The sequence below is a fragment of the Micromonospora sp. NPDC047465 genome, from assembly GCF_040643125.1.
Taxonomy (GTDB): Bacteria; Actinomycetota; Actinomycetes; order Mycobacteriales; family Micromonosporaceae; genus Micromonospora.
Window position 1 is genome coordinate 14,433 of record NZ_JBEYTP010000051.1, and the last position, 17,988, is coordinate 32,420.

Here is a 17,988-nt window from a genome sequence, read left to right on the forward strand (position 1 = left end):
GGGAAGCCGTGACCGCCGCACGTGCCGGCCAGCACCGCCCCGCCACGGTCCCCGCCCAGGTGCTGCGCGCCGCCCGGACGCACCCCGACCGGCCGGCGGTCGTCGACAGCCACGGCACGCTGCGCTACCGCGACCTGGTCACCGCCGCCACGACGCTGGCCGGGGCGCTGGCCCCGACGCTGGACGCGGGCGACGCCGAGGGGCGGGTCGTCGCGGTGCTGCGGCCGCGCACCGCCGACGCCGTCGTCGGGCAGCTCGCCGCCTGGTTCTGCGGCGCCGCGTTCCTCCCGCTGGACCCGGCGCTGCCGGCGGCCCGGGTCGCCCGGATCCTCACCGACGCCGGCTGCCGGGTCGCCGTCACCGCCGAGGAGCACGGCGACCGGCTGCCCGCCGGGGTCACCCCGGTCCGCGCGGGCCGGGAGGAACACCTGCGGCTGCCCGACGCCGACGACCTGGCGTACGTCATCTCCACCTCCGGCTCCACCGGCCGGCCCAAGCAGGTCGAGGTCGCCCACCGCAGCCTGTGGACGGTCCTCGACTGGTACGCGACAGCCTTCCGCCTCGGCCCCGGCGTGCGGACCGCCGCCTTCGCCGGGCTGGCCTTCGACGCCGCCCTGCTCGACCTCTGGGCGCCGCTGATGCGCGGCGCCACGGTGCTGCTCGCCGACGAGTCGGTGGCCCGCGACCCGGAGCGGGTGGCGGCGACGGTGCGCGAGGTCGACCACTGCTTCCTCACCACCCCGCTCGCCGAGCACCTGCTGCGCGCCGGTGCCGACACCGGCCGGCTGCGCAGCCTGGCCACGGGCGGTGACCGGCTGCGCACCTGGCCACCGGCCGACTTCGGCGCCGCCGTGCACAACCTCTACGGTCCCACCGAGGCGACCATCCTGGTCACCGCCACGTCGGACCTGCGCCGGCACACCGACCGGACCGGTCCGCCGCCGATCGGACGGCCGGTCGCCGGCGCCCGGCTGGCCCTGGCCCCGACCGGCCCCGAGGACGGCGACGAGCAGGGTGAGATGGTCGTCGCCGGGCCGGTGCTGGCCCGTGGCTACCGGTCCGCGCCCGCCGAGACCGCCGCCGCCTTCGGCGTCGCCGACGGGGAGCGGCGCTACCGCACCGGGGACGTCTGCCGGCGCGACCGCGACGGCGAACTGCACTTCGTCGGCCGCGGCGACGGCCAGGTCAAGATCCGCGGCCACCGGATCGAGCTGCGGGAGGTGGAGTTCGCCCTGCTCGCGATGCCCGGGGTCGGCCAGGCCGCGGCCGGCACGCTCGACCGGGACGGGCAGACGCTGCTGGTGGCCTGGGTGGTCGGCGGGGTCGACGCCGACGGCGTGCGGGACTGGCTGCGTTCCCGGCTGCCCGCCGCGATGGTGCCGCACCTCGTGGAGCGGTGCGACGCCCTGCCGCTCACCACCAACGGCAAGCTCGACCGGGCCGCGCTGCGCGCCGGCACCGCCCGGCGGCTGGCCGGCGAGCGCGGGGACGGCCGGGACGCGCCGGGGGACCGGCCGACCGAGGCCGGGACGGCGGTCGCCGAGGCGTGGCGGGCCGTGCTGGGCGCCCCGCCCCGCCCCGACGACGACTTCTTCACCGTCGGCGGCGACTCGCTGCTCGCGGTGCGGCTGAGCGCCCTGGTCCGGCAGGGCCTGCGGGTCGACGTGCGCGCCACGCTGCTCTACGAGCACCGGCGCTTCGCCGACTACCTCGCCGCCGTCGAGGCGCTGCGCGCCGCCGGGCCAGTCGCGCCGGACGGGGTCGGGGCGGCCCGGTGACCGGCACCCTGCTCAGCCGCCTGCTCGCCGCCGCCGACCGGCGGCCGGACGCGGTCGCCGTGCACGCCGAGGACGCCGCCGTCACCTGGGCCGGCCTGCGCGACCTGGCCGGCCGCTACGCCGCCGGCTACGCCGCGCGCGGTGTCGGCCCCGGCGACCGGGTCGGGGTACTGCTGGAGCCCGGCGCGCACGCCGTCGCCGCCGCCGTCGGCGCGTTCGCGGTGCGGGCGGCGTACGTGCCCCTGGACCCGCGCCAACCGCCGGCCCGCGTCGCCGCGCTGCTCGACGCCGCCGAACCGGCGCTCGTGGTGGCCGGGTCCGCCCCGCCCGGACGGCCCGTCCTCGCACCGGCCGCCGTCGGGGCCGGGCCGGCCGCGCCCCTCACCGACACCGGCGAGCCGTCCGACGTGGCGTACGTGGTGCACACCTCCGGCTCGACGGGCGCGCCGAAGGCCGTGCAGGTGGAGCACGGCAACCTGCTCAACCTCCTCGCCGACCTCGACGACCGCGCGCCGGTGCCGGACGGGCACACCGGCACGTGGTGGACCCGCCCCTCCTTCGACGTCGCGGTCTGGGAGTGCTTCGCCCCGCTGGCACGGGGCGGGACGGTGCGGGTCGTGCCGGACGGGGCCCGGCACGACGGGGCCGCGCTCGCCGGGTTCCTGGACGCGGCGGGGGCGGGCAGCGCGTACGTGCCGCCGGCGTTCCTGCCCGAGCTGCGGGCGCTGCTGCGCGCCGAGCCGGGGGCGCTGACCGGGCTGCGGCGGCTGCTGGTCGGCGTCGAGCCGATTCCGCGCCCGCTGTTGCAGGACATCGCCCGCAGCCGGCCGGCCCTGACCGTCGTCAACGGGTACGGCCCGGCCGAGGCGACCGTCTGCTGCACCCTGTACGTGGTGCCCCGCGACGGCGCCGTGGCCGGCGAGCGGACCCCGATCGGCACCGCCGTGCGGGGCACCCGGCTGCTGCTGCGCCAACCCGACGGGTCGTGCCGCCCGACGGGGACCGGCGAGGTGGTCGTCGCCGGTGCGGCGGTGGCCCGCGGCTACCTGCGGGACCCGGGCGGGGAACCGGCGTTCGGCGCGGCGGCCGACGGCACGCGCAGCTACCGCACCGGCGACCTGGCGCGCACCCTGCCCGACGGCAACCTGCTCTTCCTCGGCCGCGTCGACCGGCAGGTCAAGCTCCGCGGCTTCCGGATCGAGCCGGCCGAGGTGGAGTCGGTGCTGCGCCGGCTGCCCGGTGTCCGCGACGTGGTGGTGGCGGCCCGGCGGTGGGACGGGCTCGGGGACGTGCTGGTGGCGTACGTGGCGGCGGAGCCGGGGGCCGGGCTGACCGAGCGGGCGGTACGGGACCACGCCCGCGAGCGGCTCCCCGGGTACGCCGTGCCGGCGGTGGTGGCCCTGCTGCCCCGCCTGCCGCTCACCCCGCACGGCAAGTACGACCACGACCGGCTCGCCGCGCTGCCCCTGCCCGCCGCCGCCCCGACCGATCCCGGGGAACCGGCCGACGTGACCGGCCCGCCCGACGCGACCGACCCGGCCGATGCCGCCGGCCCGGTCGGCGTGGTGCTCGACGCCTGGCGGCGGGTGCTGCCGGCCGGGGAGATCCGGGCCGGCGACGCCTTCCTGCCGCTCGGCGGCACCTCGCTCGCCGCGGCCCGGGTGGCCGCCCGGCTGACCGAGCGCACCGGCGTGCGGGTGACCCCCGCCGACGTCCTGCGCGCCCCCGACGCGGCGGCCCTCGCCGCCCGGCTCCGGGAGGCGGCGACCGGTCGGCCGCCCGGCGCCGCCGGCCGGGCCGCGAACCCGCCGGAGGTGGGGGCGCGGCGCGCGCCGCTGACCCCCGAGCAGCTCGGGCTGTGGCTGCACGACGAGCTGAACCCCGGCACCGACCTCTACGTGGAGCCGGTCTGGTTCAGCACGACCTCCCCGGTGGACCGGCCCCGGCTGGCCGCCGCGCTGCGCCGGGCGGTCGCCGCGCACCCCGCGTTCGGCGCCGGGCTGCGGCTCGTCGACGGCCTGCCCGAGCTGGTGCTCGACCGGCACCCGCCGACCGTGGAACTGGTCGACCTCACCGACGGCCCGGCGCTCGAGGCGGCCGTGCGGGCCCGCGCCCGCCGCCCGTTCGACACGACGGCCGAGCCGCTGCTGCGCTGCGCCGTGCTCGGTGCCGGCGACCGCACCGACCTGCTGCTGGTCTGGCACCACCTGGCGGTCGACGCGTGGTCCCTGCGGCTGTTCCTGGCCGACCTGGCCCGCTGCCACGACGATCCGGCCTGGTCGCCCCCGCCGTCCGCCACCACGCTGTGCGACCTGAACCTGCGCCGGTCGGCCCGGGTCGCCGACGCCGCCGCCCGGGAGGCCGTCCGCGCCACCGCCGCCCGGGTGCGCGGGATCGCCGAGCCGGCCCCGGTACCCGGCGGCACCGGCCGGACCGTGGTGACCCGTCCGGTGCGCGCCACGGCCCGGGCGCTGACCCGGGCGGGCGACGGCACCGCGACCGAGCTGGCCGCCGCCGCGTACGCGCGGGCACTCGGCGCGCTGCTCGACCGGGACGCGGTGGTCGTCGGCTGCGCCACCACCACCCGCCGGGCTGCCGACGAGTTCGACGTCGCCGGGTACGCGGTCAACACCGTGCTGCTGCCCTGCACGGACCTGCGCAAGCCCTGGCCCGACACCCTCGGCCGGGTCCGGACGGAGCTGCGTCGGGCGGTGGCCGAGCAGGCCCCGTTCCGGGAGGTGGCGGCCGAGGTGCTGCGGGGCACCGGCGCGCCGCCCGGCGCCTACCCGACCTGCTATCTCGACTCCGTGGAGGAGCCCGAGCTGGTCACTGGCCGGGTCACCTGGCGGCGGCGGGAGCTGCACCGCTCCGCCAACCGTTTCCCGGTCTGCCTGACCCTGCGTCAGCACCCGGACGGGGCGCTGTCCGTCCTCGTCGAGGCCGACGGGCGGGCGCTCACCCCGGACGCCGCGGCGGCGCTCGCCGCCGCCGTCACCGACCAGCTCGACGCGTACGCACAAGGAGACCCCGATGGCACGGACGATCGCGTTGCGCCAGGTCAGCGAGGGACGGTCCGGGTGCCTGCTGACGGTTGAGTTCGCCGGCGACTCCGCCGGCCCCGGCCTCGCCGCCACCCTCGCCGAAGCCGAAGCCGAAGCCGAAGCCGAAGCCGAAGCCGAAGCCAAATCCGAAGCCGAGGTCGAGGTCGAGCCCGGTGCCGACGGGGCGACGGGAGCCGGGGCGGGGTGCCGGCCGGGTGGGCCCGGGCGGGGCGGCCGGCACGAGATCTGGCGGCTGGACCCGGTGACCAGCCTGGAGCTGCACCCGGGGCTGCCCGGCCACCGCGACCTGGCGGACGCCTGCGCGGCGGAGTTCCTCCGGCTGCGGCCCGCCGACGCCGGCCCGGTGACGGTCGTCGGCTACTGCAGCGCGGCGGTCTTCGCCCACCATCTGGCCCGCGCCCTCGCCGACGCCGGCGGGCCACCGGTCCACCTGGTCCTGGTCGCGGCGACGGTGCCCGACGAGGAGACGGTCCGCCACGAGTACGCGGTGCTGCACCGCAAGCTCACCGGCGAGCCCGCGCCGGCCGGACCGGTCCCGCTGCTCGCCGACCCTGCCGCGACCGTGGACCGGCTGCGGCACGAGCTGACCCGGCTCGCCCGCGCCTTCGCCACCGCCAACGGGTTCGACCCGGCCGAGGCGGAGACCGCGGCCGACGAGATCGCCGGCCGGTACCTCGCCTGGCTCTGGTTCCTGCTGGACGCCGCCGGCACCGGCCCGGCCCCGGTGCCGTGCCCGGTGGTCGAGGCGCGCGACGACGCGGAGGCGCTCGGCCTGCTGCGGGCGTGGGCCGTTGACGGGCAGACCGCCGGCACCGGCGCAGACACCGGGGGACGCGCTGACGGGAACGGACCACGCGACCGGGGGCCGCGATGACGGGACGACGGGGGACGCGATGACGACGGACGGACGACGCGACCGGGGGACACGATGACGGGACGACGGGGGACACGATGACGACGGACGGGACGCGCGACGGGGGCAGCCCGGTCGCGGAGGTCGTGGCGGACGCCTGGCGCGCGGCGCTGCGGGCCGACCACGTGACGACGGAGGACAACTTCTTCGTGCTCGGCGGCGACTCCCTGGTGGCCGCCCGGATGGCGGCCCGGCTGCGCGCCTCCCTCGACGTGCGGGTGCCGCTGGCCGCCGTCTTCGAGCACCCCACGCTGGGCGAGTTCACCGCCGCGCTGCGCGCCGAGCACGGTCCCGCCGTGGACGAGGCCGCCGCGCTCTACCTCAGCGTGCTGGCCTGCTCGGACGCCGAGGCCGAGACGATGCTCGGGCGTCTCGATGACTGACGTGCTCTCCCCGCGCCAGGCCGCGCTGCTCGCCGCCCTGCGCGCCCGGCGCGCCGCCGCCGACGGGGACGCGGCCGTCCCCGGCGCGGACGCGATCATCCCCGGCGGCGGGGCTGCCGACCGCGTCGCCTCCGCCGGGCAGCGGCAGATGTGGTACCTGGCGCAGGCCGACCCGGGCGACCCGGCGTACCTGGCGCCGGTGGCGTGGCGGCTGCGCGGCCCGCTGGACCTGCCCGCCCTGAGCGCGGCGCTGGACGCGGTGGTCGCCCGGCACGAGCCGCTGCGCACCACGCTGACCGCCGAGGGCAACCGGGTGGTGCCGGTGGTCGCCGAGCCGCCGACCGGCCTGCTGGCCGTGCTGGACCTGACCGGGCTGGCCGCGTCCGCGCGGGAGGACGAGCTGGCCGCCCGCCTCGCCGCCGAGGCGGCCACCCCGATCGACCTGGGCGGCGGCCCGGTGCTGCGGGCCCGCCTGCTGCGCCTCGCCGACGCCGACCACGTGCTGGTGCTGACCGCGCACCACGCGGCGGTGGACGAGTGGTCGCTGCGGATCGTCGCCGACGAGCTCTCCGAGGCGTACGCCGGCCGGTCCGCCGAGCTGCCGGCGCTGCCCGTCACGTACGGCGACTACGCGCGGTGGCAGCGGCGGTGGCTGGCCGGGCCGGAGGCGGAGGCGCAGCGGCGCTGGTGGCGGGAGCGGCTCGCCGGCGCGCCGCCGGTGCTGGAGCTGCCCACCCCCGGCCCCCGGCCCGCCGTGCCGTCGCATGCCGGCGCCACCGCCGCGTTCCCGCTGGACGTCCCGCCCGACGCGCTGCGGGCGCTGTGCCTGCGGCTCAACGTCACGCCGTACCTGCTGCTGCTCGCCGCGTTCCAGGTGCTGCTGGCCCGGTGGACCGGCCGGTACGACGTGCCCGTCGGCACCCCGGTGGCCAACCGCGGCCGCCCGGAGACGGAGCCGCTGGTCGGCCTGTTCGTCAACACCGTGGTGATCCGGACCGACCTGACCGACGACCCGACCTTCGCCACCTGCGTCGCCCGGGTCCGGGCCGAGGTGCTGGCCGCGCAGGAGCGGCAGGAGCTGCCCTTCGGAAGCGTGGTCGAGGCGGTGCGGCCGGCCCGGCACGCCGGGCACAGCCCGCTGTTCCAGGTGATGTTCGTGCACGCCGACGCGCCCGCGCCGCTGCGGCTGCCCGGGATCGACGCGACCTGCGTCGAGGTGCCGACCCACACCGCGAAGTTCGACCTGACCGTGGCCGTACGCCCCGGCGCGGACGGGCTCGACGCCGTGGTCGAGTACCGCACCGACCTGTTCGACGCGGCGACCGTGGCGCGGCTCGCCGGACACTTCCGGACCCTGCTGGCCGACCTGCTCGCCGACCCCGACGTTCGGATCCGCGACGCCCGGCTGCTCGCCGCCGAGGAACGTCGACGGATGCTGGTGGACTGGAACGACACCGCCACCGCCGCGCCGCCGGACGACCGCGTCCACGCGCTGGTCGGCCGGTGGGCCCGGGAGCTGCCCGACGCCCCGGCGGTCGCCGACGACGCGCGCACCCTGAGCTACGGGGAACTCGACGCCCGCGCCGACGCGCTGGCCGCGACGCTGCGCGCCGAGGGGATCGGCGCGGGCGACCTCGTCGGCGTCCTGCTGGAGCGGTCCGCCGCGCTGCCGGTGGCGCTCCTCGCGGTGCTGAAGGCCGGGGCCGCGTACGTGCCGCTGGACCCGACGCACCCGCCGGCCCGGCTCGGACACCTCCTGGCCGACAGCGGCGCGCCCGTGGTGCTCACCTCCGCGCCGCTGCGGCACCGGCTCCCCGCGGGGGAGGCCCGGCCGGTCGAGGTCGGCCCCGACGCGGCGCCGCCGACCGGGACGACCCCGGTGTCCGTGCCGACCGGCCCGGACGACCTCGCCTACGTCATCCACACCTCCGGCTCGACCGGCCGCCCGAAGGGCGTCATGGTGACCCACCGGGGCGTGGTGAACTACCTGCGCTGGGCGGGCGCCGCGTACCGGCTGGGCCCGGGCGACGAGGTGCCGGTGCACTCCTCGATCGGCTTCGACCTGACGGTGACCAGCCTGCTGGTGCCGCTGGCCGCCGGCGCGACCGTCCGGCTGCTCCCCGACGACCTCGGGCCGGCGGGGCTCGGCGAGGCGCTGCGCGCACGGCGCACGCCGTACGGGCTGGTCAAGATCACCCCCGCCCAGTTGGAGATCGTCAACCGGCAGGTCGGGGAGACCGGGGCGGCGGGCCGGACCCGGGCGTTCGTCATCGGCGGGGAGAACCTGCGCGCCGACCAGGTGGCGCTGTGGCGGGACCACGCCCCCGGCACCCGGCTCGTCAACGAGTACGGCCCGACCGAGACCGTCGTCGGCTGTGCGGTGCACGAGGTCGGCCCCGACACCGCGCGGACCGGCTCCGTGCCGATCGGTCGGCCGATCGCCAACACCACCCTGTACGTGCTGGACGACCGGCTCGACCCGGTTCCCGTCGGCGTCACCGGCGAGTTGTACGTCGGCGGCGCGGGTGTGGCCCGCGGCTACCTGAACCGGCCCGGGCTGACCGCCGACCGGTTCCTGCCCGACCCGTTCGCCGCCGAGGGCGGGCGGCGGCTCTACCGCACCGGCGACCTGGCCCGGTGGCGTCCCGACGGCGTCCTGGAGTTCCTGGGACGCGCCGACGGGCAGGTCAAGCTGCGCGGCCACCGCATCGAGCCCGGCGAGGTGGAGGCGGCGCTGCGCCGGCTCCGGCCGGACAGCGACGTCGCCGTCGTGCTGCGCCGCGACGACCCCGACGACCCCCGGCTGGTCGCCTACCTCACCGGCGACCCGGACCCGGCCGCGCTGCGCGCCGGGCTGCTGGCGGAGCTGCCCGCACACCTGGTGCCGGCCGCGTTCGTCGGCGTCGACGCGCTGCCGCTGACCGGCAACGGCAAGCTCGACCCGGCCGCCCTGCCGCCGCCCCCGGGCGGCAGGCCGGAGCCGGCGGACCCGGGGGTCGCGCCGGTGGCACCGCCGGTCGGCGATGTCGCCGCGGCCGAACGGCTCGTCGCCGAGGTGTGGCGGGAGGTGCTCGGCGTCGACCGGGTCGGCGCCCGGGACAACTTCTTCGACCTGGGCGGGCACTCGCTGCGGCTGCTGGCCGTGCACCGGTTGCTGGTCGAGCGGCTCGGTCCGGTGCTCACCGTGACCGACCTGTTCCGCCACACCACCGTCGCCGCGCTGGCCGGGTTCCTCGCCGGCGTCGCCGCGCCGCCGGCGGTCCCGGCGCCCCGCGCGGCCCCGGCCGCCACGCGCACGGGGGTGCCCGGGGACGCGATCGCGGTGGTCGGGATGGCTCTCCGGTTTCCCGGCGCCCGCACCCCGGAGGAGTTCTGGCGGCTGGTCCGCGACGGCGTGGAGGCCGTCCGCGAGTTCCGCACCGAGGAACTGCTCGCCGACGGGGCCGACCCGACGCTGATCGGCGACCCCGCGTACGTGCGGCGGGGCACCGAGCTGCCCGACGTGGACCGCTTCGACGCCGAGTTCTTCGGCTTCACGCCACGCGAGGCGCAGGTGCTCGACCCGCAGCACCGGCTGCTGCTGGAGTGCGCCTGGGAGGCCCTCGAACGCGCCGGCCACGACCCGGAGGCGTACGCGGGGCAGATCGGGCTCTTCGCCGGCTCCGGCCGGGCCGACTACCTGTCGGAGCACCTGCGCGACGCGCCGGAGGAGATCCGGGCGCTCGGGGAGTACCAGCTCGCGCTGAGCAACGACAAGGACTTCCTGGCGACCCGGGCGTCGTACAAGCTGAACCTGACCGGGCCGAGCGTCAGCGTCGGCACCGCCTGCTCCACCTCCCTGGTCGCGGTGCACCTGGCCCGGCAGAGCCTGCTCGCCGGCGAGTGTGACCTGGCGCTGGCCGGCGGGGTGAGCGTCTTCCCCGCCCAGCGGCAGGGCTACCTGCACCACGACGGCGGGATCTTCTCCCCGGACGGGCACTGCCGCCCGTTCGACGCCGACGCCCGCGGCACCATCGCCTCCAGCGGGGTCGGCATCGTGGTGCTGCGCCGGCTCGCCGACGCCCTCGCCGACGGCGACCTGGTGCACGCGGTGATCCGCGGCTCGGCGGTGAACAACGACGGCGCCCGCCGGGCCGGCTACTCGGCCCCCGGCGTCGCCGGCCAGGCCGAGGTGGTCAGCCGGGCCCTCGCCGTGGCCGGGGTGGACCCCCGCACGGTCGGCTACGTCGAGGCGCACGGCACCGGCACCAGCCTCGGCGACCCGATCGAGGTCGCCGCGCTCACCGAGGCGTTCCGCCGCGGCACCGCCGACACCGGGTTCTGCGCGCTCGGCTCGGTCAAGGCCGCCATCGGGCACACCGACGCCGCGGCCGGGGTGGCCGGCCTGATCAAGACCGTGCTGGCGCTGCGGCACCGCACCCTGCCGCCGGTGGTCAACCTGCGCCGGCCCAACCCCGCCATCGACTTCGCCGCCAGCCCGTTCCACCTGCCGACCCGGGCCCGACCGTGGCCGGGCGACGGGGGGCCGCGCCGGGCCGGGGTGAGTTCCTTCGGGATGGGCGGCACGAACGCCCACGTCGTGCTGGAGGAAGCCCCGCCGGCCGCCGCCGCGCCGCCGGTTGTCGCGCCACCCGCCGGTCCGCACCTGCTGGTGCTCTCCGCGCGTACGCCCGCCGCGCTGGACCGGGCCACCGACGCGCTGCGCGCGCACCTCGACGCGTACCCCGCGCTGCCGCTGGCGGACGTGGCCGCGGGCCTGGGCCGGCGGCGGCAGATGGCGCACCGGCGGGCCGTCGTCTGCGCCGACCGGGCCGACGCCCTCGACGTGCTCGGCGACCCGGCGCGGCTGCTCACCGCCGCGACCGACGGCGACGCCGGCCTGGCCTTCGTCTTCCCGGGCCACGGCGCGCAGCACGTCGGCATGGGCGCCGGCCTGTACCGGGCCGAGCCCGGCTACCGGGCGGTCGTGGACCACTGCGCGGAACTGCTGCGCGAGCCGCTCGGGGTGGACCTGCGGGCGGTGCTCGACCCCGCGCCCGCCGACCGGGCCGAGGCGGAGCGCCTGCTCGCCGAGCCCCGGATCGGCCAGCCGGCGCTCTTCGTCACCGAGTACGCGCTGGCCCGGCTGCTGGTCGAGCGGGGCCTACGCCCCGACACGGTGGCCGGGCACAGCCTCGGCGAGTACGTCGCCGCCTGCCTCGCCGGGGTGTTCTCCCTCGCCGACGCGCTGCGGCTGGTGTGTGCCCGCAGCCGCCTCGCGCAGGGCACCGGGCCGGGCGCGATGCTCGCCGTCGCCCTGCCGGAGCCCGAGGTGGGCGCGCTGCTCGGCGACGACCTGGCGCTCGCCGCGGTCAACGCGCCCGGCCTGTGCGTGGTGTCCGGCCGGCCCGACGCCGTCGCCGCCCTGCGCCGGCGACTCGACCGCGACGGGGTCGAGACCCGCCCGCTGCACGCCGACCGGGCCTTCCACTCCGCGCTGCTCGACCCGGTGCTCGACGACTTCCGCGTCGAGGCGCGGCAGGTCGGTTACGCCGAGCCGACGACGACGTTCCTTTCGAACGTCACCGGCGCCACCGTGGGGCCCGGGGAGGTCACCGACCCGGAGTACTGGGTGCGGCACCTGCGCGGCACGGTCCGCTTCGCCGACTGCGCCGCGCTGCTGGCCGACCGGGGCCTGGTCGTCGCCGAGGTCGGCCCCGGGCACACCCTCGGCGGGCTGCTGCGCCAGGGCGGCGCGCGGCCCGACCGCGTGGTGCAGGTCATGCGCCACGTCCGCGCCGACGCCGACGACCACCGCGTGGCGCTCGACGCCGTGGGCCGGCTCTGGCTCGCCGGCGTACCCGTCGACTGGTCCGCCTTCCACCCCGGGCCGCACCGCCGGGTGGAACTGCCCACCTACCCGTTCGAGCGGCAGCGGCACTGGGTCGACCGCACCGTCCCCGCCCCGCGCCCTGCCCCGCCGTCCGGCGCGGAACCCGCCGTGCACGGGGTGGAGCCCGCGTCGTCGTCCGGAGCGGCGGCTGGGTCCCCTGGGGACGGCGGCGGGGTCCCGTCCGGCGTGGACTCGCCGGAGCGGGGCAACCGGCCGGCGCTGACCACCGCCTACCTCGCCCCCCGCACCGAGGCGGAGCGGGCGGTGGCGGAGATCTGGTCCGAGCTGCTCGGCGTCGCGCCGGTCGGCGCGCACGACGACTTCTTCGCCCTCGGCGGCCACTCGCTGCTCGCCACCCAGGTCGTCGCCCGGGTGCGCGCCCGGCTCGGGGTGGCGCTGCCGATCGAGGCGGTGTTCGCCCGGCCCACCGTCGCCGGGGTCGCCGCCGCCCTGCCGGCCGCGCCGGAGCCGGCGGTGCCGCCGATCCCGCGCGCCACCGACCCCGGGCCCGCCCCGGTCTCCTCCGGGCAGCGCCGGCTGTGGTTCCTGGAGCAGGTGCACGACCAGGTCGCGTACGCGGTGCTCACCGCCCTGCGGCTGCACGGCGACCTGCGGGTCGACGTGCTCGCCGCCGCGCTGACCGAGCTGGTGCGCCGGCACGAGGTGCTGCGCACCGTGGTCCGCCCGGCCCCCGACGGCGGGGACCCGGTGCAGGTGGTGCTGCCCGCCGCGCCGGTCGACCTGCCGGTGGTCGACCTGGCCGCCGAGGGCGCCGACGACGCGGACCTCGCCGAGCGGGAGCGCGTGGCGCTGGTCGCCGAGGCCCGCCGGCCGTACGACCTGGAACGGGGGCCGCTGTTCCGGCCCGTCCTGTTCCGCTCCGGGCTGGGGCGGCACGTGCTCTGCCTCGCGATGCACCACATCGTCTCCGACGGCTGGTCGCTCGGGGTGATCCGGGCCGACCTGGGCGCCCTCTACGACGCCTTCGCCGCCGACCTGCCCTCGCCCCTGCCCGACCTGCCGGTCCAGTACGCCGACTACGCCCGCTGGCAGCGGGAGCGGGCCGCCGCCGACTCCGCCGACCTGGCCTACTGGACCGAGCGGCTGGCCGGCGCGACGGGCACCCTGGAACTGCCCACCGACCGGCCCCGGCCGCCGGTGCAGACCTTCGACGGGGCGGTGGCCCGGCTGACCCTGCCGCCGGCGCTGACCGAGCGGGTCCGCGACCTCGGCCAGCGGCACGGCGCCACCCTCTACATGACGGTGCTCGCCGCCGTGCAGGCGCTGCTGTTCCGCTACACCGGGCAGCGTGACATCTGCGTCGGCTCCCCGGTGGCCGGCCGGATCCGCGCCGAGCTGGAGCCGATGGTCGGCTTCTTCCTCAACAGCATCGTGCTGCGCACCACGCTGGACGGCGACTGGAGCGTCGCCCGGCTGCTCGACGAGACCCGCCGCACCGCCCTGGCCGCGTACGACCACCAGGAGACGCCCTTCGAGCGGGTCGTCGACGCCCTCGACGTGCCCCGGGACCTCAGCCGCAACGCCCTGTTCCAGGTGATGGTGAACCTGCTCAACCTGCCCGAGCAGGACCTGGCGATGACGGGCCTGCGGGTGGAGCAGCTCACCGTCGAACCGGGCACCGCCCAGGTCGACCTCGCCCTGTACGCGTACGACCGGCCGGACGGGCTGCTGTGCTGCCTGGAGTACAACACCGCGCTGTTCGACCCGGGCACCGCCGAGCGGATGCTGGCCCACCTGGAGACGCTGCTGACCGCGTTCGTCGCGGACCCGGACGGCCGGCTCGCCGACGTGGAGATCCTGACCCCCGCCGAGCGCCACCGACAGCTGGGGGAGTGGAACGCCACGGACGCGCCGGTCCCGGCGGTCGGGCTGGCCCGACTGGTCGAGGAGCAGGTGGCCCGCACCCCGGACCGCCCCGCGGTCACCTTCGCGGGTCGCACCCTCAGCTACGCCGAGCTGAACGTGCGCGCCAACCGGCTGGCCCGGCGGCTGCGCCGGGTGGGCGTCGGGCCGGACGTGACGGTCGCCGTGTCGATGGAACGCTCCGCCGACCTGCTGGTGGCGCTGCTCGGCGTGCTCAAGTCCGGTGGCGCGTACGTCCCGCTGGACCCGTCGTACCCGCTGGACCGGCAGCGCTGGGTGCTGGACCACAGCCGCGCGGCGGCGCTGGTCACCGAGCCGGCGCTGGCCGACCGGTTCGCCGACTTCGCCGGCCCGGTGTTGCGCGTCGACGACCCGTCCCTGGCCGTCGAGTGCGCCGCCGACCCCGATCCGGTCACCACGCCCGGGCACCTGGCGTACGTGCTCTACACCTCCGGCTCCACCGGCCGGCCCAAGGGCGTGCGGGTCAGCCACGCCTCGGTGGTCAACCTGCTCACCGCGATGCGGCACGCGCCGGGCCTGACCGCCGACGACACCCTGGTCGCGCTGACCACCTTCGCCTTCGACATCTCCGTGCTGGAGCTGTTCCTGCCGCTGGTGGTCGGCGCCCGGGTGGTGGTCGCCGGCCGGGACGTCGGCTACGACGCCGCCGGGCTGGCCGCGCTGCTGCGCGCCGAGGGGGCCACCGTCGTGCAGGCCACCCCGGCCACCTGGCGGCTGCTGATCGCCTCCGGCTGGACCGGGATGCCGGGGCTGAAGGCGCTCTGCGGCGGCGAGGCGCTGCCCCCGCCGCTGGCCCGCGACCTGGCCGCCCGGGTCGGCGAGCTGTGGAACATGTACGGGCCCACGGAGGCCACCATCTGGGCCACCACGGCCCGGATCGCGCCGGACGCGCCCGAGGTCACCATCGGCCGGCCGATCGCCAACCTGCGGGCGTACGTGCTCGACGAGGCGCTGCGGCCGGTGCCCGTCGGGGTGGTCGGCGAACTCTGGCTCGGCGGCGCCGGGGTGGCCCGCGACTACCTCGACCAGCCGGGCCTGACCGCCGACCGGTTCCGCCCCGACCCGTACGCCGACCGGCCGGGCGCCCGGCTCTACCGCACCGGCGACCTCGCCCGGTGGCGTCCCGACGGCACCGTCGAGTGCCTCGGCCGCAACGACTCCCAGGTGAAGGTGCGCGGCCACCGCATCGAGCTGGGCGAGATCGAGGCGGCGCTGCAACGGCACCCGGCGGTGCGGGAAGCGGCCGTCGTGGTCCGCGACATCGACGGCGAGCCGGCCCTGGTCGCGTACCTCGCGCCGCGCCCCGAGCCGCCGGACGAGGGGGCCGGCCGGTGGCGGGCGTTCCTGCGCGACTGGCTGCCCGACTACATGGTCCCGACGACGTACGTGCCGCTCGACGCCCTGCCGCTGACCGACAACGGCAAGGTCGACCGCCGGGCCCTGCCGGCGCCCGAGCGCGGCGGGCCGCGTGGCGACGGCGGCGCGGCGCCGACCACCCCGCTGCAGGCCGCCCTCGCCGAGCGCTGGGCGCAGGTGCTCGGCTACGACCGGGTCGGCATCGACGACGACTTCTTCGACCTCGGCGGGGACTCGTTCACGGCGATCCGGGCGCTCAGCGGCATCGCGCCGCCGATCAGCGTGCTGGACCTGTTCCGCCACCCGACGATCCGCGGCCTGACCGGGCACGCCGACACCGCGGCGGGCGAGCCGGGCCGGCTGCTGCACGAGCTGACCCCGCCCCGGGCCGCCGCGCCGGCGGTGACGGTGCTCTGCGTACCGTTCGCCGGGGCCGGCGCGGTGACCTACCAGTCCCTGGCCGCCGCGATGCCCGCGCACGTCGCGCTCTACGCCCTGCAACGCCCCGGGCACGACCTCAACCGCCCCGACGAGCCGGCCCTGGGCATGACCGAGCTGGTCGAGCGGTGCGTGGCCGAGGTGACCGCCGGCATCTCCGGGCCGGTGCTGGTCTACGGCCACTGCATGGGCGGCGCCACCGCCGTCGAGCTGGGCCGGCGGCTGGAGGCGGCCGGAGTCGACGTGCGCCGGGTGGTCGTCGGCGGGCACTTCCCGGCACCCCGGCTGCCGGGCCGGTTCGCCCGCTGGTTCCGCCGCGCCTTCCCGATGGAGCGCTGGACCTCGAAGCGGCACGCGCTGGACTTCCTGCGGGCCATGGGCTTCTTCACCGACGTGCTCGACGAACGGGAGAAGGACTTCCTGATGGGGGTCTTCCTGGCCGACACCCGGGTCGGCGAGGACTACTACACCGACGTCTACGCCCAGGGGCTGCCCCGGCGGCTGGCCGCCCCGATCGTCTGCGTGGTGGGCACCGGCGACCGCGCCACCGAGCTGTACGAGGAGCGCTACCTGGAGTGGGGGTTCTTCTCCGACTCGGTCTGCCTGCGCACCATCGAGGGCGCGGGGCACTACTTCCAGAAGCACCAGGCCACGGAGCTGGCGGACATCATCCTGGCCGACCCGCCGGACGCGGCGGTCCCCGCGTCGGCCGTCCCCGCGCAGGTCATTTCCGTCCAGGCCGTCCCGACAAAGGCCGTTCCCGCGCCGGCCGTTCCCGCGCCGGCCGTTCCCCCGCCGGCCGTTCCCCCGCCGGTCCCGCCGGCCCGCTCCGGGCTGGCCACGTTCTTCCTGGTCGCGTTCGGGCAGCTCGTGTCGCTGGTCGGCACGGGGCTGACGGGGTTCGCCCTGTCGCTGTGGGTCTACCAGCGCACCGGCTCGATCGCCTGGTTCGCGCTGGCGTCGGTGCTGGCGCTGCTGCCGGCGGTGGTCCTCTCACCGATCGCCGGCGCGCTGGCCGACCGCTGGGACCGCCGGCTGATCATGGTCTGCGCCGACTCCTTCGCCGCCTGCGGCACGGTGGTCCTGGCGGTGCTGCTCTGGACCGGCCGGGCGCAGCTCTGGCACGTCTTCGCGGCGCTCACGGCCAGCGCGCTGGCCACCGCGTTCCAGCAACCGGCGTACCTCGCGGCGGTGACCCAGCTCGTGCCCAAGCGGTACTACGGCCGCGCCAACGGCCTCATCTCGCTGGGCACCGCGACCAGCACCGTGCTCGCCCCGCTGGTCGGCGGCGCGCTCGTGGTCGCGATCGGCCTGCGCGGCATCGTCCTGATCGACCTGGTCAGCTTCGCCGTCGCGGTCGGCATCACCCTCGCCGTACGGTTCCCCGACACCCTGTTCAAGCGGCGGGAGGAGTCGTTCGGACAGGAGGTCCTCGGAGGCTGGCGGTTCATCGCCCGCCGGCACGGCCTGCTCGCGATGATCGTGCTGACCGCGCTGCTCAACTACTTCTTCGCCGTCGTCGAGGTGCTGGCCACCCCGCTGACCCTCTCCTTCGGCGACCCCTCCGTGCTCGGCGTGGTGCTCGCCGCCAGCGGCGCCGGGTTGCTGGTCGGCAGCATCCTGATGGGCGTGTGGGGCGGTACGGCGCGGCGGACCACCGGCATCCTGACCGGCGTGGTGCTGCTCGGCGTCGCGATGCTGACGGTCGGACTGCGTCCGGACCCGGTCTTCCCGGCGGTGGGCCTGTTCGGGCTGGGGCTCGCCTCGGCGCTGGTCAACACGCACTGGCTGGCCATCGTGCAGGCCAAGGTGGGGCTGGAACTGCAGGGCCGGGTGCTCTCCACCACGCTGATGCTCTCCTGGCTGATGGTGCCCGCCGGGTTCCTCACCGCCGCCCCGCTCGCCGAGGGGGTCTTCGAGCCGCTGATGGCCTCCGGCGACGTCGCTGCGGCACTCGGCGCGGTGCTCGGGCACGGGCCCGGCCGGGGGATCGCGCTCACCGCCGTCGTCGCCGGGCTGTGCACCCTGGCGCTCGCCGCCGCCGGTTGGGCGTACCGGCCGATCCGGCGGCTGGAGGACGAACTGCCGGACGCCGACCCGGGCACGGTGATCGTCAGCGACAAGGACCGCATCCAGGAACTCGCCGACCGGCGGCTGGCCGAGCTGACCGGCGCCCGCTGACGGAGCCGCCCGGGACGAGACTGGTATCGGCTGCATGGATGCCGTCGCGTCACCGGCTGCGGCGCGGGCGCCGGTGTCCGGTGCGGATCACCTTGAGGTC

General features: G+C 77.6%; 5 protein-coding genes. All 5 read left to right on the forward strand.

Annotated elements, in window-relative coordinates; all coding sequences use genetic code 11:
• Positions 1-8 precede the first annotated feature (8 nt).
• The 5 genes from ABZ793_RS30255 to ABZ793_RS30275 all read left to right on the forward strand — a co-directional run bounded on the left by ABZ793_RS30255 (position 9) and on the right by ABZ793_RS30275 (position 17,888).
• The gene (locus ABZ793_RS30255) at positions 9-1,778 is read left to right on the forward strand and encodes a non-ribosomal peptide synthetase (protein WP_357463313.1); all 1,770 of its coding nucleotides are present in this window, start codon (positions 9-11) and stop codon (positions 1,776-1,778) included.
• Positions 1,775-4,873, forward strand: coding sequence for an AMP-binding protein (locus ABZ793_RS30260; RefSeq protein ID WP_357463316.1), 3,099 nt, complete (start codon positions 1,775-1,777; stop codon positions 4,871-4,873). The genes ABZ793_RS30255 and ABZ793_RS30260 overlap by 4 nt, the downstream gene beginning before the upstream one ends.
• On the forward strand, positions 4,809-5,714 hold the full coding sequence (locus ABZ793_RS30265; RefSeq protein WP_357463319.1) for a thioesterase domain-containing protein: 906 nt from the start codon (positions 4,809-4,811) through the stop codon (positions 5,712-5,714). The genes ABZ793_RS30260 and ABZ793_RS30265 overlap by 65 nt, the downstream gene beginning before the upstream one ends.
• Before the next feature lie 77 nt (positions 5,715-5,791).
• A complete protein-coding gene (locus ABZ793_RS30270; protein WP_357463322.1) occupies positions 5,792-6,136 on the forward strand; it encodes a phosphopantetheine-binding protein in 345 nt (114 codons plus the stop codon).
• A complete protein-coding gene (locus ABZ793_RS30275; RefSeq protein WP_357463325.1) occupies positions 6,129-17,888 on the forward strand; it encodes an amino acid adenylation domain-containing protein in 11,760 nt (3,919 codons plus the stop codon). Before ABZ793_RS30270 ends, ABZ793_RS30275 begins: the two co-directional genes overlap by 8 nt.
• The last annotated feature ends 100 nt before the right edge of the window (positions 17,889-17,988 follow it).